Origin of the sequence: Actinoplanes philippinensis (genome assembly GCF_900113015.1) — a bacterium.
Lineage (GTDB): Bacteria > Actinomycetota > Actinomycetes > Mycobacteriales > Micromonosporaceae > Actinoplanes > Actinoplanes philippinensis.
In genome coordinates this window covers 22,575-40,886 of the sequence record NZ_FONV01000020.1, presented here as the reverse complement: position 1 = coordinate 40,886, position 18,312 = coordinate 22,575, and the positions used below count along the sequence as shown (strand labels likewise).

General features: G+C 71.2%; 17 protein-coding genes. 6 read left to right on the top strand and 11 right to left on the bottom strand.

Annotation, left to right across the window (positions count from 1 at the left end):
- Positions 1-227 precede the first annotated feature (227 nt).
- Together BM290_RS39940 and BM290_RS39935 are read left to right on the top strand one after the other, a co-directional pair.
- Positions 228-1,217 (top strand): glycosyltransferase family 2 protein, encoded by a 990-nt coding sequence (locus tag BM290_RS39940; protein ID WP_093621184.1) that lies wholly within the window; start codon positions 228-230, stop codon positions 1,215-1,217.
- Positions 1,205-2,392: a mannosyltransferase family protein gene (locus BM290_RS39935; protein WP_093621183.1), complete on the top strand. Its 1,188-nt coding sequence runs from the start codon at positions 1,205-1,207 to the stop codon at positions 2,390-2,392. The genes BM290_RS39940 and BM290_RS39935 overlap by 13 nt, the downstream gene beginning before the upstream one ends.
- On the opposite strand, the gene BM290_RS39930 is transcribed toward BM290_RS39935, so the two are convergent.
- Positions 2,351-2,995, bottom strand: a complete 645-nt coding sequence (locus BM290_RS39930) for a hypothetical protein (RefSeq protein ID WP_093621182.1) — start codon at positions 2,993-2,995, stop codon at positions 2,351-2,353. The genes BM290_RS39935 and BM290_RS39930 overlap by 42 nt on opposite strands.
- 33 nt (positions 2,996-3,028) lie before the next feature.
- Here BM290_RS39930 and BM290_RS39925 point away from each other — a divergent pair, with 33 nt between their 5' ends.
- The 4 genes from BM290_RS39925 (at position 3,029) to BM290_RS39915 (ending at position 6,741) form a co-directional block, all read left to right on the top strand.
- The gene (locus tag BM290_RS39925) at positions 3,029-3,496 is read left to right on the top strand and encodes an SRPBCC family protein (protein WP_093621181.1); all 468 of its coding nucleotides are present in this window, start codon (positions 3,029-3,031) and stop codon (positions 3,494-3,496) included.
- An 870-nt stretch (positions 3,497-4,366) separates the two neighbouring features.
- Positions 4,367-4,930, top strand: coding sequence for an aspartyl/asparaginyl beta-hydroxylase domain-containing protein (locus BM290_RS39920; protein ID WP_093621180.1), 564 nt, complete (start codon positions 4,367-4,369; stop codon positions 4,928-4,930).
- Between the two features lie 965 nt (positions 4,931-5,895).
- A complete protein-coding gene (locus BM290_RS50875) occupies positions 5,896-6,027 on the top strand; it encodes a hypothetical protein (protein WP_275413327.1) in 132 nt (43 codons plus the stop codon).
- A gap of 30 nt (positions 6,028-6,057) precedes the next feature.
- Entirely contained in the window at positions 6,058-6,741 is a 684-nt protein-coding gene (locus BM290_RS39915) for a PCRF domain-containing protein (protein WP_177320093.1), read from the top strand.
- 66 nt (positions 6,742-6,807) lie between these two features.
- On the opposite strand, the gene BM290_RS39910 is transcribed toward BM290_RS39915, so the two are convergent.
- From BM290_RS39910 to BM290_RS39865, 10 genes are all read right to left on the bottom strand, one after another.
- On the bottom strand, positions 6,808-7,350 hold the full coding sequence (locus BM290_RS39910; protein ID WP_093621178.1) for a DUF4279 domain-containing protein: 543 nt from the start codon (positions 7,348-7,350) through the stop codon (positions 6,808-6,810).
- A 77-nt stretch (positions 7,351-7,427) separates the two neighbouring features.
- The gene (locus tag BM290_RS39905; RefSeq protein ID WP_093621177.1) at positions 7,428-8,390 is read right to left on the bottom strand and encodes a hypothetical protein; all 963 of its coding nucleotides are present in this window, start codon (positions 8,388-8,390) and stop codon (positions 7,428-7,430) included.
- Positions 8,391-8,392: 2 nt separating this feature from the next.
- Complete coding sequence (locus tag BM290_RS39900) at positions 8,393-9,505, bottom strand: acyltransferase family protein (protein WP_093621176.1); 1,113 nt, start codon at positions 9,503-9,505, stop codon at positions 8,393-8,395.
- A gap of 84 nt (positions 9,506-9,589) precedes the next feature.
- Positions 9,590-10,885, bottom strand: coding sequence for a sialidase family protein (locus BM290_RS48815; RefSeq protein ID WP_093621175.1), 1,296 nt, complete (start codon positions 10,883-10,885; stop codon positions 9,590-9,592).
- Positions 10,878-11,399 (bottom strand): sigma-70 family RNA polymerase sigma factor, encoded by a 522-nt coding sequence (locus BM290_RS39890; RefSeq protein WP_093621174.1) that lies wholly within the window; start codon positions 11,397-11,399, stop codon positions 10,878-10,880. The genes BM290_RS48815 and BM290_RS39890 overlap by 8 nt, the downstream gene beginning before the upstream one ends.
- A 174-nt stretch (positions 11,400-11,573) precedes the next feature.
- Positions 11,574-12,464, bottom strand: coding sequence for a hypothetical protein (locus BM290_RS39885; protein WP_093621173.1), 891 nt, complete (start codon positions 12,462-12,464; stop codon positions 11,574-11,576).
- A gap of 140 nt (positions 12,465-12,604) precedes the next feature.
- Entirely contained in the window at positions 12,605-14,863 is a 2,259-nt protein-coding gene (locus BM290_RS39880) for a M4 family metallopeptidase (RefSeq protein ID WP_093621172.1), read from the bottom strand.
- Positions 14,864-14,978: 115 nt separating this feature from the next.
- A complete protein-coding gene (locus tag BM290_RS39875) occupies positions 14,979-15,803 on the bottom strand; it encodes a hypothetical protein (protein ID WP_239144051.1) in 825 nt (274 codons plus the stop codon).
- A gap of 38 nt (positions 15,804-15,841) precedes the next feature.
- Positions 15,842-17,149 carry a choice-of-anchor B family protein gene (locus tag BM290_RS39870; protein WP_177320092.1) on the bottom strand — a complete coding sequence of 436 codons (1,308 nt, stop codon included), beginning with the start codon at positions 17,147-17,149 and terminating at the stop codon, positions 15,842-15,844.
- 240 nt (positions 17,150-17,389) lie between these two features.
- Positions 17,390-18,211: a helix-turn-helix transcriptional regulator gene (locus tag BM290_RS39865; RefSeq protein ID WP_093621170.1), complete on the bottom strand. Its 822-nt coding sequence runs from the start codon at positions 18,209-18,211 to the stop codon at positions 17,390-17,392.
- Positions 18,212-18,312 lie beyond the last annotated feature (101 nt).

Below are 18,312 nucleotides of genomic sequence, written 5' to 3'. Positions count from 1 at the left end.
TCGTTGCATGGGAGCGCTCCCACTTCAATGGTGTGTCGAGCCTGTTACGGGAGCGGGTGCCGCCGACGGATGGCGAGGCCTCTCGGATGGCATTTCCGCGGGGATTGAGAGGCAGATCTCCGCGGGTCTCCCGAGAACGTGCCACCCCCGATGACATGCCCATACTTCGATCGCCCGACGGGTCAGCCTTCTCCCCGCCGCGACGATCATGAGAGTGAGGGGCACACATGGACATCTGCGTACCACGGCTGTCGGTGGTGGTTCCGGTCTTCAACGAGGAGGACGTGCTGCCGCTCTTCGCGCAGCGGATGCGGCCCGTGCTCGACGGGCTCGGCGTGTCGTACGAAGTGCTCACCGTCGACGACGGCAGCCGCGACGCCACCCCGGCCGTGCTGCAGCGGATCCGCCGCGAATGGCCACAGCTGCGCGTGGTCCGGCTGCGCCGCAACAGCGGCCACCAGAACGCGCTCACCGCCGGCCTGCACCGCGCCCGCGGACAGTACGTGGCGAGCATCGACGTCGACCTGCAGGACCCGCCCGAGGTCATCGCCGAGATGCTGGAGCTGGCCGAGAGCGCGAACCTGGACGTGGTCCACGGCGTCCGCGCCGACCGCAGCACCGACAGCGCGTTCAAACGGGGCACCGCCGGGCTCTACTACCGGCTGATCCGCCGGGTCGTCGGCGCCGACGTCCCGCACAACGCCGGCGACTTCCGGCTGCTGTCCCGGACGGCCGTCGACGCGCTCACCGAACTGCCCGAGCACCAGCCCGTCTACCGGCTGCTCGTGCCCTGGCTCGGCCTGCCCAGCGGCGAGGTCACCTACACCCGGGAACGGCGGGCCGCGGGCTCGTCCAAATACCCGCTCGGCAAGATGATCCGGCTCGCCCTGGACAGCGTCACCGGCTTCTCGGCCGCGCCGCTGCGGGTCGCCACCTGGCTGGGCTGCGCCGGCATCGCCCTGTGCGTGGCGATCGGTGCGGCGGCCCTCGGGGCGTACCTGTGGGGCACCGTCGTCCCCGGCTGGACCTCGATGTTCGTGGCGCTGATGTTCGTGGGCGCCCTGCAACTGCTCTGCCTGGGGCTGCTCGGCGAGTACGTGGCCCGGATCTTCACCACCATGCAGGGCCGGCCACGATACGTGGTCGCCTACGACTCGGCGGCGACCGGCCGTCCGCTGGTCGAGACCGGCACCGGGAGCACGCCGTGGAAACTCTGACCCTGGCGCCGCCCGCACCGGTCATCGCGCCGGTGGTCCGCCGGCCGTGGCGGACGGCGTACCGTACCGCCCTCGCGGCCTGGGCCACCATGACCGTCCTGCACCTGGCGGTCAGCGCGCTCGCCTGGCTGCCCCGCGCCGGCCGGCCGTCCGGCGGGCTCTGGTCGATCGCCCTCGCCTGGAACGGGTGGGACGCCGGCCACTACGTACGGATCGCCGAGGAGGGGTACCACATCGGTCCCGGCTTCCCGGCGTTCTTCCCGCTCTACCCGCTGCTGATCCGCTCCTTCGACGTGCTGCTGCCCGGCGGGCCGCTGGTCAGCGCCCTCTTCGTGGCCAACGTCGCCGCCTTGGGCGCCCTGGTCATGCTGCACCGGCTGGCCGACCACGAGCTGGGCCCCCGGGTCGCCCAGCGCGCCACCTGGTACCTGGCCGTCTTCCCGACCGGGTTCTTCCTGTTCATCGGCTACAACGAGTCCCTGTTCCTGATGCTGGCGATCAGTGCGCTGTACGCCGGACGCCGCGGCCACTGGTGGCTGGCCGGCGTGCTCGGCGCCCTGTCCTCGGCCACCCGCCTCTTCGGGGTGCTGCTGCTGGCGCCACTGGCCGTCGAATACCTGCGCCAGATCGGCTGGCGGCCCCGGCGGCTCCGGCCCGACGTGCTCGGGATCGCGCTGGTGCCGCTCGGCGCCGTCGCGTACAGCGTCTACTGCGCGATCGAGCTGGGCAGCCCGCTCGCCTTCAGCATCGCCCAGGACGAGTGGGGACGGCGGTACACCGTGCCCGGCGGGGCCTGGCTGACCGCTGTCGAACAGGCCGGCGGGCACCGCCTGCTGCATCCGGCGGTGCTCGGGGCCGTCCTCGACGCCGGAACCACCCTGATCGCCGCGGTGCTGCTGATCCTCTGCGTGACCGGGCGCCTCAAGCTTCGCCGCGACCAGGTCTATCTGGTCGTGCAGGGCGCGATCACCCTGGTCATGCTGATGTCGACCGAGGTCGGTGGCCGCTCGATGCAGTCCGCCGGCCGGTACGCGATGGAGGCCGTCGCGATCTTCCTGATCCTGGGCCGCCTCGGCGCGCGACCGACGATCGACCGGGCGCTGATGGTGATCGGCGTCGGCCTGCAGGCGGTGCTACTCGTCGTCTTCATGTCGGGCAACTTCCTCGTCGCCTGACGGGACCTCGACGGTCGTGGTGATGCGCACCAGTGCCGGGGACCGCGGCGCCGACCCGAAACCGAACCGCACCGGCGGGTCCACCGGCGCGAGCCGGCCCAGGTCGGCGCCGTCGAGGACCGCGCCGGCCGCGGTGATGCGGTGCAGGTCACGCACCGCATACCACTCGCGCCGGCCGTTGCCGGCGGAGCCGTGGGTGCGGACACCCCGCAGCAGCCGGGCGGGCAGATCGATCAGCCGCACCCACCGCAGGTCCTGCGCGACGGCCGCCGGCACCGCGTGCAGCAGATGGCCCAGCAGGCCGCGGCCGCCGGTGGTGAAATGCAGCCGCAGCGGCCCGGCGGTCACCGTCCACGCCGCAGGGGACCGGTCCACGGTGACGGGCACCACCCGTACCTCGTCGAAGGTGTACGTCTCCGCGACGAACCGGGCCAGCTCCGCGGTCTCCGCCAGCAGCAGCCGATGCCCGTCGGGCCGCTCCACCATCACGTCGGTGACCGGCCCGAACGGCGAGCCCGGCCAGTGCCCGGTCACCAGCCGGGTGCCGCCGCTCGTGCCCACCCCGGCGATCCAGCCGTCGAAACGCCACCGCACATGATCCATGGTTATGTCATACCCGGCGGATAGCGTTGTCGCATGAGCCGATTCACCGTCAGCCGCGACGTGCGTGCCACCGCCACCGAGACGTGGGCGGCCCTGGTGGACTGGCCACGCCACGGCGACTGGGTGCCGCTGACCGCCCTGCGGGTCGAGAGCGAGCGGCCCGACGGGGTCGGCGCCCGGTTCGTCGCCCGTACCGGGGTGGGGCCCCTCGCCTTCGACGACCCGATGACCGTGGAGACCTGGGAGCCACCCGGCGGCGACGCCCCCGGCGACTCGCCCGGCCGCTGCGCGATCGTCAAACACGGCCGCGTGGTGCACGGTGGCGCCTCGTTCACGGTGACACCCCTGCCCGGCGGCCACTGCCGGGTCGAGTGGACCGAGGACGTCACCGTCTCCCCACGCCGCCTGACCCGCTACGCGGCGCCGCTGGTGACGCTGATCGGGCGGGCGGGGTTCGCCGCCACCTTGCGGGGTCTGGCCCGCGACGTGGAGCAGTCGTGACGGCCCGGATCCGCGTTGCCGGTTGAGCGGCCGGCCCGGATCTGCGTTGCCGGTTGAGCGGCCGGCCCGGATCTGCGTTGCCGGTTGAGCGGCCGGCCCGGATCTGCGTTGCCGGTTGAGCGGCCGGCTCGCTTCGCCGGCCGGCGTCAGCCACCACCGGTCTCGGCCTGGCTCCCACTCGATCCGTGAAACCGGAACGGGCTTGCTGTCGGATCTGAATGGCGCGCCGAGGGGTCGTATCCGAGCGCGGGAACGATGACCGTCCGTCGCCCCGTTTCCTCGCGCAGCGATTCCGGGCGTCCACGATCCTTACCCGTCAGCTTGCCCTTTGGCCTCCCGCTCCACCCCGACGCCGCCGCGGACGAGATCACCGAGGTCACCCCAGGGTGACCTCGGTGGGAACGTGGCTGCTCTCCTCCTTCACTCAGGCGCCGCATTGTCGATGGGGTGCGACGAGGATGGTGGAGAGCTTGAGACCGGGCCGGGTGCCGTCGGTGGTCGCTGCGTGTGTGATGGCGCTGGGAGCAGCCAGCGGGTCGGCGGTTTCTTGCCGTCAAAGCAGCGACGGCGGGTCGGCGGTTCCTTCCCGTCAAAGCAGCGATAACGGTGTCGGCAGATGTGAGGCACTCGTCGCTGCTGGCGGCGACGATCCGCGGTGCGCCGTTTCCTCCGGCATCACGGCGACGAACTGCGCCGGTTGGTCGGCCAGTTACGCCGGCGGTCTGTCGCCGGCCATGTGGCAGTCGACTGTGCTGACGACAGCGGCCCGCCGACCGGCCCGGAGAGCGCGTCCGTTCACCCGGAAGCCGATAGGGTGCGGCCACTGTCCAGCACCACGTTCAGCGTGGCGCATGCCGGTGGAGGCTTGCCATGTTTATCGACGTCGATCGGTTTCCGTTTCTGAACGATCTTCGCCGGGCCTGGCGAGACATCCGTGCGGAGTGTCTGAGCCTGGACGGCGACTCGTTCGAGCCCTGGGTGCAACGCGAAATGTACGGGACCGGATGGAGCGTCTACGGGCTCGTCGCGTTCGGCGAGCGGATCGAGGCGGCGCTGGCGGACTGCCCACGTACGGCGGATGCGCTGAGCAGGATCCCGGGACTCACCACCGCCGGGTTCTCCCGCATGGTCGCCGGGACCCACATCAAATCCCACGAAGGCTGGGTCACCACCGTGTACCGAGCCCATCTCGGCCTGATCGTGCCGGAAGGCGACTGCGCGTTGCGGGTCGGGTCGCAGATCCAGCCCTGGCGCGAGGGTGACGTGATCGTCTTCGACGACACCGTCAACCATGAAGCGTGGAACCATTCTTCGAGCACGCGCACCGTGCTGCTGTTCGATTTCCTGCGACCCGGGCGAACCCTGAGCGACCTCGACGAGCTGCCGCCTGAGGTCGCAGCTGCCGTGCGGCGTCAGACGCGAGACCGCGAGTAGGCGATGAGTGAGCTTCCTCCGGGCGAGGCCTGCTACCTGTCGGCAACCGTTGCCGCACCCCGAGGTGGCTAGCGTGGCCGTGTGTTCGTCCTCGGGGATGCCGGTCGGTCCCGTGGCTTCGGTCTCCCCGCCGCGGTGACCCTGCTGGCGATCGCCGGTTCGGCAGCCGCGGCGTCGCTGTGGCATCCGGAGTCCCGCTTGGCGCCCGCAAGCGCGTCCAGCGAAGCTCCGCTTGATCCGTCGAGTTGTACGCCGGTGACCCTGAGGGGCGTCTCCGTTGACGGAGGGCCGGTCGACGCCCACGCCTTGTACGAGGCGATCCTGAAACAGGATGCGAGAAACTGCGAATATCTCACCGCTCACGATCCTGACCGCGGTCGGCTCTCGGCCACGCTGCCGGCCAGATCCGAGGCGGAGGCCATCAACAGGGCGGTGACCGCGGCGATATGCCCGGACCGCTCCTCATGTTCCGAACCGCGATCCACCACGGCGTCGGATGTGGCCCTGGTCCGGGAGGCGCTGCGCCGCCTCGGCTATCCGGACGCCGACGTCCGGCCGGCCGCGTACGTCGGAGAGTCACCGGCGCACGACATCGTGTACGGCGTTCAGCTCCACACGGTGCGGGGATGTCTCGTCTCCTTCGCTCGGACGGGGCAGGGCGCCGCACCGATGGGTCCCGTCGGAGCCCTGTCCGACGGTCGATGCCTGCATCCGGGTCCACATGGGGTCCCGGAAAAGATGGGCGTGAGGCAGTCAGGGCCCATCGCTTCACTCGACTGTCTTCGGTCGGAAGAGTCAACGGCGTGCGATGAGGGAGGATGAGGGCCAGGGCCGAGCCACCTGGCTCCCCACCCTGAAGTCGATCTTCAAGCCCCCTGCGGACGGGTGGCGGGCGAGCCGGGGCGCCGACTGGCGGCGCAGCAAACGGGTGAGAGCCGAGGAGCGCCGGTCCGTAGACTGGGCGGGTGAGCGCCGACGAGTTGACCCGCCACCTGCACGACCTCGCCACGGTCGTCCGCTCGGCCGCGCCCGGCATCGAGCGGCTCCGCCGCGACCGGGCCGAGCTGGAGACCGCTGCGGCGGCGCCGGATCTGTGAAGGGATCCCGCACACGGGCGGGCGATCGGCGTGCGTCTCGCCGTCGTCACCCGTGAGCTGACCCGCGCCGAGACGGTGCGCCGGCGGCTCGACGACGCAGAACAGCTGCTCGCGCTGGCGGTCGACGCCCACGACGACGCGGTCCTCGCCGACGTGCGGGCCGAGGCCGATGCGCTGAGCGACGCTGTCGCGGACCTCGGGATCAGGATGCGCCTCGACGGGCCCTTCGACCTGCGGGGCGCCGTGGTTGTCGTCCGAGCTGCCGGAACCGGCGAGGGCGCGGCGGCGTCGGTCATGACCGTGCTGCGGCGATACCGCGACTGGGCCGAGCGGCACGGCCACGTCACCGCGATGCCCGACGACGTCCCGCCGGGATCGCTCCTACGGGAAGGGGCGCTGGTCGTGGCCGCGCCGTACGCCTACGGCCTGCTGCGCTCCGAGGCCGGCCGGCATCGCGCCGGGGCGGCCGAGGTCACCGTCACCGTGGCCCCGCTGGCCGAGCACGACGATCCGGTGACCGTCCGGGACCGGGATGTCCGGGTGGACATGATGTGCACGCGGAATCCGGCCACGGCGTCGGTTCGATTCACCCATCTGCCGACCGGCTGGAGCGTGTCGTTCCGTAACGATGCGCGGGTGCGGCAACAGATGGAGGTCGCCTACCGGGTGGTCCGTTCGCTGCTGCTCGTCGCGGACGCCGACAACCACGGCTGACCGCCCCGCTCAGCCGTCCCCCCGGTGCTGCGGGCCGGATCGCGGCTGGTTGAGTGTCGGCTCTGATCAGTGCCCGGGGTGCCGGCCGGGCAGGATGACGTATTGGTCATGATCGACGGATACATTGAGCCTGGCCAGGCGTTTCAGTGTCTCGCTGGTGTACGTGACGGCGGCGGTGGAGAGGATGACCTCCCCGTCCTCGGCGTCGCGGACACCACTCATCTCGATCACCACGTTGATTCCGGCACGCAGCCCGAGGGCGGTGCAGGCCTCGGCGATGCCTCCGGCGTGAGGCTCGATCTCGTCCAGTAGCCTGGTGACCACTTCTTCGGTGACATACGTTCGTGTCTCGGGCAGCTCATACGTCCAGTTACTGAATCGCTGCGGGTCCGGGCGTCCGGCTCTCGCATCGCCTCGTCGCCACGCCTCGGTGGGTTGCAGGCCGGCCAGGCGGGTCACCTCACCTGGATCGAACGCCATCAGATCAAGATCTTCGGTGCTGTACGGCGGCCCGCCCGTGTCGATGTCCTTCACGAAGTAGAGGTAGGCCCGCTGGACGCAGTCGGACCGGCCATCGGTCTCGGCGTCGGACGGCGGTCTTCTCGGCATTCTGTTCTCCCCGATCCCCGGGCCGATGTCTCCACGGCCATCTCCTGAGCCTTGCCGGCGGTGAAGGCGGCCGGGCGTCAGGACTCGCCGGTGATGTCGATGCGCAAGGACACCGGGAGGCCGTCGGCGTCGACGTCCAGGTGGACGGGGAAGAAACCGTCGCCGACCGAGGTCATCGCCATCAGGATGTCGGCGCCGGCGACCGTTGTCGTGCCGGCGTCGTGGTCCGAGGCCCGGACCTCGCGCATCACCTGCCAGTGGTGGGAGTGCGGCCGGAAGTCGGCGGCGAAGGCGGGGGCGCCCGGCTCCTCGCGGCGGGCCTCCAGGGTCAGCGCCCGCTGGTAGGCCTCCTCGACCGGCAGGTCGAGCCACCCGTAGAGGCCGTCGTCGAGGCGGGGCGCGCCGAACTCGGCGGCCGCCTGTTCCTCGTCGCGGCCCCAGAGGACCAGGTCGGCGAGCCCGTCGAGGGGGAGGACGTGCTCCCACGAGTTCAGGGCGTCGGCGTCGGCGAAGACGAAGCGGGCGTGGTCGATGCCCAGTTCGCAGATCATCCAGGAGTCGGCGACCGGCTCGTCGCTGAACGCCATCCGTATCGACTGCCAGCCGTGCTCGCCGGGGATCGCGGTGACCGGCAGCGGGCGGTCGGCCGGCACCTCGAGCGGCAGCACCGGCACACCCATGACGATGAACTCGGTCTCCCGTGCCTCGACCGCGTGCCGGACCCGCTCCCGGTGCGGGATCTGCCGGGCGAACGCGCTGAGCGTCGCGTCGTGCCCGTGTTCGCGGCAGTGCTCGCCGAAGATGGTGACGACATCGTCGGCGGCGTGGGCGGGAATGTCGTACAGCCGGGTGCCGGTCTGCCGCTCGAACGTCTCCGCCGCCTCCTCGGCGTCCGGGCCGACGATCGCGAAATCGGTGGCCGGATGCTCCTCGTCGTCCGGCACCCGGTCGCCGGACCACATCTCCAGACAGCCGCCGTCGGTGATCACCAGATGCCCCGACGGGCACGTCACCTCGCCGAGCATCACTTCCGTCGCCATGATCAAGGAGTGTAGGACCGGAACGGCTTCTCCAGGACGGCGGCGAACAGGCGGGCCGCGACCAGGCACAACGGGACCACCACGAGGACGGTGACCGCGAAGGCCGCCAGGTGCGACCCGATGAGCGGCCTGACGATCAGGGTGCTGACCAGGGCGACGAGCGGCATGTGGATCAGGTAGAGGCTGTACGAGAAGTCACCCAGGGCCTGCAACGGGCCACCACGCAGCAGCCGCACCAGCCGGGCCGGGCGTCCGGTGGCGACCGCCGCCAGGAACAGCGCGATCGCGGGGCCGGCCGCCAGATCCACCCAGTAGTAGTTCGTGACCGTCCACGCCGGGCCCTTCACGGCGATCACGGCCAGCACCGGCGCGGCGGCCAGCCCGGCCAGGGCCGGCCACGGCAGCCGCCGGACCCGCTCACCGGCCGCGACCACCCCGGCGGCCAGCACGCCGACGGTGAACAGCGGCGCCAGCTCCAGCGTGTAGCCGACCGCCCGGGATCCGGTGGACAGCGCCGGGACGATCAGGCCCGCCACGACGACCGGCACGGTCACCACGGTCAGCGTCAGCACCGCCCCGGCCCGGCGGCGCAGCAGCAGGATCAGCGGGAACGCCAGATACAGACCGGCTTCGGCGGCGATCGACCAGAACGCGCCGTTCGGCGCGGGCGCCGCGACGGCATCCTGCAGCAACAGGGCGTAGACGGCGAACGAACGGAAGGTCGGTGGTTCACTGAGGGGGAGGTACGGCACGAGGGTCGCGATGAGCGCGCTGGCGACGAGGGCCGCCCAGTAGGCGGGCAGGATCCGCCGGGCCCGCCGGATCGCGTAGCGCCGGGCGCCGCCCAGCCGCCACCCGCGCCGGGCCGGTGCGATGGCCAGCGAGAACCCGGACAGCACGATGAAGACGACGACCGCCAGCCGCCCGTGGACGAGCCAGCCGAGCCAGGCCGGGCCGGTGTTCGCCGGGTATCCGGGGAACGACAGCAGCCAGCAGTGATGCACCACCACGTAGAGGGCGGTCAGGCCGCGGATCCCGTCCAGCCCGGCCACCCGCCGGTCGTCGCGGGGCCGTTCGCGGGCCACTGATGTCCGGTCCTCGGTCAATACACTCACGGTCCGGTCCTGCCTTTCGGGCGCACGCCGGTCAGCGGAGACGGCCTACGGCCGTTCCGTCACGCGGTGTGAAGGTGGGGGGGGTCAGGGGACGCGGATCTGCTGCCAGGTCCGTCCGTCCGCGGAGAGGTACGTCTCGGAGCCCGACGCCATCAGGTACGGCTTGCCGGCCTGCTCACTCGTGATCTCCACCTTCCGGATGGCGCCCTCGGGCATGCCGGACAGGGTGATCGACGTGTAATGGCCGGTGCCGCGGGCGGCGGACGCCCCGACGTCGGTCGCGACGATGTGTGAGCCGTCGGCGGCGACATAGCCGGGAAGGGCCCGGGCACGCTCGACGGCCTGGCCGGTCTGCCAGGTCGTTCCGCCGTCGGTGGTGTAGTGGCTGACCAGCGTGCCGTCGGCGCGGGAGGTGACGGCGTACGCCGTGCCGCCGGCGCCGGCCGCCACGTTGGGCGCGAACCGCGCGGCCGGCAGCCCGCTGTCGGCCGGGAGCGGCGCGCCGTCGGTGAAGACGTGGGTCCGCCAGGTCCGGCCGGCGTCGGAGCTGGTCGCCACCGCCGGTTTCCTCGTGGCCGGGTCCAGGCCGGGCACCCAGAGCCGGTCGCCGACCGGCACGCTGGTCTCGCTGGTCCAGCCCGGCTCGACGGTGATGCCGGTGGGCTGGACGGCGAGCGGGGTGAACCGGCCGCTGCCCGGGTCGAGCACACCGACCACGCAGGCCGGGAGTTCCACGAGGTCGCAGTCGACCGGTCGCGAGCCGGCCGGGACGGCGTCCGCCGGCGTGGTGGTGGCCGTGGGCCGTGCCCAGGTCCGGCCGCCGTCCCGGCTGATCCACGTCTGCATGATCGACGACGGCGCGGTGGGGTCGGCGGCCGGTCCGCCGGTGCCCTGTGTCCCGGTCACGCCGCCGGCCGGCGAGCCCTGTTCGCGCCAGACGAGAAGCCCGGGACCCGGCGCTGCCAGCGACACCACCCGCGGGGTACGGACCTCGCCCGGCGCGGGCGGCACGGTGCGCGCCTCCCAGGAGCCGGCGCCGTCCGGCGACACGAACAGCTCGGAGTCGCACTCCTCGCAGCGCGAGACGACACCGTAGACCTCGGCGCCGGTGCCCGCCGACGCCGTCATCCAGGGCCAGCTGCAATCCTGGGTGCAGGTGGCCACCGGGACGGGGTCGAGCGAGCCGTAGTCGGGTGGGGTGTTCTGCGCGGTGTATCCGAAGCTCGCCGCGGCCAGCACGCTCACCAGGAACACGCCGCTCGTGGTGGCGGCCCGGCGTCGCCGTACCCGCCCGGCCCGCTGCCGGACGGTGCTGAACTCGGGCTGCCGTACCGCGGCGGCGACCTCCGACCGCACCCGGTCGAACTGTGGCTCACGCATGGCGTACCCCCTCCGGCAGTGCGACAGCCGCGTCGTCGGACAGGAAGGTGGCCAGCGCCGCCCGGCCCCGCGCCAGCCTCGCCTTGACCGTGCCCACCGGAACGCCGAGCGTGGCCGCGACCTCGGCCACCGACAGGTCGGCCAGATGGTGCAGCACCACCGCCTCCCGGGTGGGCCGGGCGAGCTGCCGTAAGGCGGCCACCAGCGCCACCCGGTCACCGGAGACCCCCGGCGCCGCGGCCGGGGTCGCCTCCACCCGGCCCGAGCGGACCAGCCGGTCGAACAGCCAGCGCCGCCGGTAGCGGGTGCGGGCCACGTTGAGCGCGGCCACCCGCAGCCACCGTTCGGCGTCGTCGGCGCGCAGGAAGGACCGCGGCGAGGACAGCACCCGGGCGAACGCCTCGTGCACCGCGTCCTCGGCCTCGGCCAGATCCCCGACCAGGCCGAAGACCTGCGTCACGAGGCGCCGGTAATACGCCTCGTACGCTTGCCGGACCGCGTCCTCGGCCTCCACGCACCCTCCCCGCCGTCGCTGCCAGTCCCAGGAAGGACCAACACCTCAGCAGTACGGTTGCATCGGCCGTCAAAGTTTTTTCGCGAGGGTTCAGGCCGTGGCTCGCTGTCATTGACACGTCGCGGGTCGTGACAGCGGCGGGTGACCATGTGCGGCTCAAGGCCGCCGGCCGGATCAGATGCTGACCGCGTCACCGGCCAGCTTGGCCTCCACCAGCGGGCCGGTGGCCAGCGGGAACTCCATCCGGGTGGCCCCGGCCTGGATGGTCAGCACGTGCACGCCCTCGTAGCGGCGGTGCGGGTCGACCCGGATGTCGGTGATCCGCGCCCGGGGCAGGATGGTCCGGGCCAGCGACAGCTTGTCGCCGTTGCCGGTGAACCAGTCGCGGCGGTGGATGATCTGGATCTCCCGGTGGTCGGCCACCGTTATCGAGGCGTGCAGGGTGGTCGGCCACTGGGTGCTCCACAGCCGGTCGGGCCGGTGCAGCGGGGTCACCACCTGGCGGTCGGCGATGTTGACCAGGCGCATGCCCGGCTCCTCGGCCATCAGCCGTTGGTAGTCGGTGAGCAGGCCGGTGTCCTCCGGGTCCATGGTCGGCTCGGCGCCGCGGTACGGCTCGGGCTCCACCGCGGGACCTTCCGGCAGGTAGAACTTGCGCAGCAGCAACATCAGGTCCCGCACCGGGGCGCTCGCCGAGGCGTTGTAGACCACCGTCACCACCGGGCCGTCGACGGTGTGCACGGTCAGGCGCCCGTTGAGCAGCCGCACGCTGTCGACGATCGCCGCGATCCGGTCGAGGGGGACGTGCACCGTGTAGAAGGCCTCGTCGCGCCGGGCGAGGACGGTGAACGTCTCCTCGTTGACAGCGAGCAGGTAGTCGTACAGATGCATGGTCGGATGGGTGTTTCGTCCCTCGATGTCGCGGGGGACCTTGAGGACCCGACGGTACGCCGCCGGGTCGATCCCCGCGTCGCGATAGAGACGCGGCAGCTCGTCGACGGTCCGGACCTCGTCGATCCACGGTCCGAAGCGGTCGTACTCCGGAGTGCTGTCGCTGCTGGTCATAGGCGGTGAGCTTAACAACCGAAACCAGGTTTAAACTGGGTAATCCGGTGCAAGCCCACCGGCTGACCGGCCGAGGGGTGGCCGGCCATTCCGGCCCGAACCGGCCGCCCCCGGGACGGAGGCGGCCGGACGGTGATCGGTCAGAGGTTGAGCGACCAGCTGTTGATGTATCCGGTGTCGAGGTTCGCGGCGTCCTGGACCCGCAGCTTCCAGGGGCCGTCGGCCACCTCGGCGGAGAGGTTCACCGTGTAGGTGGCGTCGATGTTGTCGGCGCTGCCACCGCTGCGGGCCCGCAGCGAGTAGACGGAGCCGTCCGGGGCGACCAGCGACACTGCCAGGTCACCGACGTACGTGTGGACGATGTGCACCTCGACCGTGCTGCTCGCCGACGCGTTGCCGGCGCAGCCGTTGATCACGATGGTGGACTCGACGGTGGTGTTGTCCGGGATCGCGACGTCGGAGGCGTTGCTGCCGGAGCAGCCGGGCAGGCCGTTCACGGTCAGCGCGACGTTCGCCCGCCGGATCGTGGCCGGCGACGTGCCGGTCACGGCCACCGTGTACTGGCCGCTGTCCGCGTCCTCGCCGGCCGTGAGGGTCAGGGTCGACGTCTCGCCGGCGGTCACCGACGGCGAGCTGAAGGTGGCGGTCACCCCGGCGGGCACGCCGGTGGCGGTCAGGTCGATGGTCTGGGCCTCGCCGTTGACGCTGGCCGTGGTCACCGTGACGGTCGCCGACGTGCCCGGGTCCAGCGTCAGGGTCGCCGGGTCGACGGCGACCGAGAAGTCGTTGGTGACCGGGCATTCGAGGTCGTCGCCGGCGACGTTGACAGCGGTCCACGCGGCCTGGACCGCCTTGTACTCGGTCGAGCACAGGCCGTACAGGTCGGTGGCGGCGGACAGGGTGTAGGCGCGGGAGGTGTTCGCCGGGGTGGTGGTGTTGACGTAGCGGGTGTTGGAGGTGAAGTACACGTCCAGCGCCCGGAACCAGATCTTCTCGGCCTTCTCCCGGCCGATGCCGGCCACCGGGGCGGCGCTGCCACAGAGCGGCGAGGTGCCGTACGCGGTGGCGCCGGTGCCCTCGGCGAGGTTGAAGAAGAAGTGGTTGGCCGGGCCGGACGAGTAGTGCACGTCGATGCTATTGGTGCTGGTCGACCAGCAGCCGTGCGACGAGCCGTCGAGGGTGGGGTTGTACATGTAGCGCAGCGGCGCGCCGGTGCCCCGGATGTCGATCTTCTCGCCGATGTCGTAGTCGCCCGGGTCGCTGGTGGTGTTCGCGTAGAACTCCACCATCGAGCCGAAGATGTCGCTGGTCGCCTCGTTGAGGCCGCCCGACTCGCCGGAGTAGGTGAGACCGCCGGACACCACGTTCTCGGTGACGCCGTGCGACATCTCGTGGCCGGCCACGTCCAGGGAGACCAGCGGCTTGGCGTTGCCGGCGCCGTCACCGTAGGTCATCTGGGCGCCGTCCCAGAAGGCGTTGACGTACGCGTTGCCGTAGTGCACCCGGGACGGGACGCCGCGCCCGTCGCCGAAGATGCCGTTGCGGCCGTGCACGTTCTTGAAGTAGTCGTACGTGACCGCGGCGCCGAAGTGCGCGTCCACGGCAGCCGACTGACGGTTCGTGTTGGCGCCGGTGCCCCACGCGTTGTCGTCGTCGGTGAAGGTGGTGCAGGTGCCGGTGCCGTTGTTCATGTCGCAGGTGCGGCCGTTGCCCCGGGTCGGGTCGATCAGGCTGTACGTGGAGCCGGACAGCGTGGTCTCGACGGCGACGGAACCCGAGTAGACGCTGGCGCCGGTGCCCGCGATCGACTCGATCTCGTCGTACTCGCCGATGTGTGCCCCGGTGATCGCGTCGGTGATGACGTGCAGACGGGAGGGGGTCTGCTTGTCGGGGGCCCAGCCGCGGACCACCGTCTCCCAGGCGAGCCGGCCGCGGCCGGTGCTGGCGTCGACGAAGAGCTCCGGCTGGTCGGTCGCGGTCGGGGTGCCTTCGAAGCGTGCCTTGGCCGCCTTCAGTGCCTTGGCGCTGGAGACCTTCGGGGTGGTCGCCAGTGTCAGCGGCGCGGCGAGGCCCACCGAGGTGCCGGTGAGCTTGCCGGTGGCGTCGGTGTGCACGACGAAGTCGCCACCGTAGACGCGCAGGCCCTGGTAGGTGCGGGTGTAGCGGACGTGGGCGTCGCCGTCGGCGTCGACCTTGGTGCGGTAGGCGGTGTACGACTCGCCGCCCGCGGCGGCGATCGCTGCCGGGCGGGTGCTGATCAGGCCGTCGGAACGTGAGACGGCCTGAGCCTCGGTGGGGGGTTTGGGCTGCGGCGGGGCTGCCGAGGTGCTCGCGGCGGTGGCCACGAGGGCGCTGCCGACCAGCGCGGTGACACCGGCCAGCGCCAGGGTTTTCTTCACGCGGTTCCTCCCGAACCAGACATGTACACATGGCAATGTGTAAATGAATTATGGCCCGGGTATAGTGATGATCTTATATATCTTTCGGGTCATATCAGAAGGACCGTGGCGGCGGTCACGTCGTGAAAATCGTGAACGCGACCTGGTGGATCGCGCCGTCCGCCCGGAACTGCAGGAACATCCGCTTGTCGCCACGCTCGGCGAACGCCGCGTGGAAGGAGAGGACCCCGTCGGCGGGAGCGCCGCCGGTCGCGTCGGCCGGAAGCGGGTGCAGATGCTTCAGGCCCTGAGTGCGCACCTCGAAGTTGGACAGGTGGGCGTACGCGCCGAGATACGGCTCCAGGACCGCCGGCCGGCCGTCGCGCAGCACCTGGAACCGCAGTGCCGTCTGCGTGCCGGAGGCCAGATCGGCGACCCCGTCGAGACGGCGCACGGTGTACGGGCCGGAGCGGTCCTCGGCCCGCGGGGCGGGCACCGGCACCATCGTGGTGTCGCCGGCGATCACGAACGGGACGCCCAGCACCGTGGGCTCGGGGCCGTCCGGACCGGCGGGACGGCCGTGCGGGACGAACTCCAGGTACACCCGGTAGGCGCCGCCGTCGGTGATCGTCACCGGGGCCGTCCACGTTCCGTCCGCCACGTCGGGGTGCAGATGCTGATAGCCGGACAGGTCGTCGCGTAGCACGTACATGTGCACGGGTTTGGTGTGGATCTTCTGGAAGTCGGTGGCCGGGCCGCCGGGCCCGGTGACGCGCAGGGACACCGTTGCCGGGCCGCGTCCGGTGGGCAGGGACAGCGCCTCCACGCGGAAGCCGTCGTAGGCGTCGGAGAGCCCGTCGCTGTGGTAGGCGGCCGGTGACGGCGCCGGCGCCGGGGGAGCGGCGGGGGCGCGGCTGTCCAGGAACAGATAGGCGGCCCCGACGAACCCGGCCAGCGTCACCGCCGCGGTGAGGCGGCGGTGACGCGCATCGTGGCCGGTCAGCTCACTGCCGCCGCGCCGGTGGGCCGGACCAGGAACAGCCCGACGCCGATGCTCTGGACGGCGACCACCCCGTTCTTGAGGTACGGGAGAGCCATCCAGCTGCCGCTGTAGCCACTGGCGTTCGACGACGGGTCGACGTCGAAGTAGCCGACCTCGGGCAGGCTCGCCGAGGCGGCGTTCGTGGTGTCGAGGATCCGCAGGCCACCACGGTAGGCGGCCTGGAAGTGGCGGTTGCCGACGGTGTAGCCGTTGTGGTTCACGAACGTGCCACGGGTGCCGTTGTCCCTGCCCACATATCGGGCGGCGTCCAGCTTCTCGATGTTGTAGACGAAGTCCGGGCTGCCGGAGGCGGTGCTGATCGTCTCGTCGTTGACGATCATGTGCTTGTAGTCGCTGGTCGCGAAGCCCTGATGGATGAAGCTCGCGCCCGGGTGCGTGACGCTGGACAAGACCACGATGTTCGACTTGTTCGTCACGTCGAGGATCTGGAACCGCTTGCCCTGGCCGGTGTAGTTGAACGCGATCTCCCGGCCGGTGTAGCGGGTGTCCGGGCCGGCATAGTTCACCACGATCGACTCGTGCGAGTACACCTCACGGCTGTAGCAGGCCGCCAGTGTCAGGGTCAGCGGCGTCTTGATGTCGTAGATGGTCAGGCCTTTGCTGCACGTGTTGGCGCCGGAGACGTACAGGAAACCGGTCGCCTGATTGATCTGCAGCGTGTGGCTGTTGGTCAGGCCGGTGAACCGCGCGTCCGCCGTGAACGTCTGCGTGGTCGTCACGCCCTGCAGCTTGTTGAGGTTGAAGATCTGGATGCCGTGCGACACCGAGTCCTTACCGATGTACGCGTAGTTCTTGTACGTCCGGACGTCGCACCACGACGAGCTGACCCCGTTCGACGACGGCAGGTTGCCCAGGTAGCGCGGGTTCGACGGGTCGGTCACGTTGACGAACGAGACGCCGTTGGACCGGCAGTACAGGATGTACTCGTTGCTGTCCCGGGTGTCCGTCCAATACCACATGCTCGACGACCCGCCGCCGCCCAGCGACGACTGCGGCAGGAAGCTGAGCAGGTCGACGTTCTTGCACGGGTACGTCCCGGCCTTGCCGTTGACGCAGGTCACCGGTGCGGCGGCGACCAGGGGTGTGCCGCTGCGCCAGGCGGGTTCGTAGATGCGCAACATCTCGGTCTGCTCGGCGCGGCCCTCGGGGGTGTCCGGGTCGTGTGCCGTGGCCGGCGGACCGGCCAGGGCCAGCAGGAGAACCGCGGTGGCGGCGAGTGTGATGCGACGTACTCCTCGGAGCATGGTCAGCCCTTTCGCGGGGAGCATTCGGCGCGAGCGGGGGTCGGCACGCGCCGGCGGTGCGTGTCGTGAACGCTAGGCATCGATTCGATGGGCGTCAATGTCTGACGATCCACGCCGCCGCGTGGCCGACGTGCCCGCAGCGGAGGCCTGGTCCGGGTGATCAGATGTGTGAACGCCGCGTGCTCACCGGCCCGCGGACTCGCTGCGTGCCCATCGCGAAGCGTGGGATGGTCCGGTGGGTCACTGTGCGACCAGCCGCAACGGTGCCAGCCCGAGCAGGGCCTCGGTGGTCGCCTCGTCCGCCGGGAGGTGCACGACCAGGCGCAACCCGTTGTCGCCGGGCAGCGTCATCATCTCGTAGGCCAGACGCAGCGGGCCGGCCTGCGGGTGGTGCAGACGCAGCAGCCCGTGTGGCCGGGGCAGCCCCGGCACCCGGTCGGCCCGCTCGGTGAACTCGTCCCCGGCCATCGCGGTCAACCAGTCCGTGAAATCCGGCCGCGGCGGTCCGTCCTTCAGCGCCGCGACCTGCTCGTCGGCCACGTGCGCCCAATCCGGATAGACCTCCCGGGCCCGTGGGTCGGTGAACACGAACCGATTCAGATTCGGCGGATCGCCGTCGAGCATCCCGGTCGGCCCGGCCAGCCGCCGGAACCCCGACGTGCACGCCAGCACGTCACCGACCTGGTTGGCCAGCATCGCCGCGGCCGGCTCCAACTGGTCGAGCAGCGCTCGCAGACCCGGCCGCACCGTGCGCAGCGGATCGGTGACCAGCGCGCTGCAGGGCCCGGCGGAGGCCCGGGTCAGCCGGTACAGATGGGCGCGCTCGGCGGCGGTCAGGCGCAACGGGCCCGCCAGCGCCGCCAGCACCTGTGGTGACGGATGACGGTAGCGGCCCTGCTCCAGCCGCGTCAGATACTCCACGCTGACCCCGGCGAGCATCGCGACCTCCGAGCGGCGCAGCCCGGGTGTGCGTCGGCGCGCCCCGGACGGCAGCCCCACCTCGGCCGGTGTCACCTCGCCGCGCCGGACGCGGAGGAAGACACCCAGTTCGTTGTCACCCACCGCTCGACTGTAACCACGCCCGCACCACTGAGGGTGGCCGTGCCGCTACCACCCTCGGCGCTACCAGCCATGCCGCTACCAGCCTCAGCACGGCCTCCCTG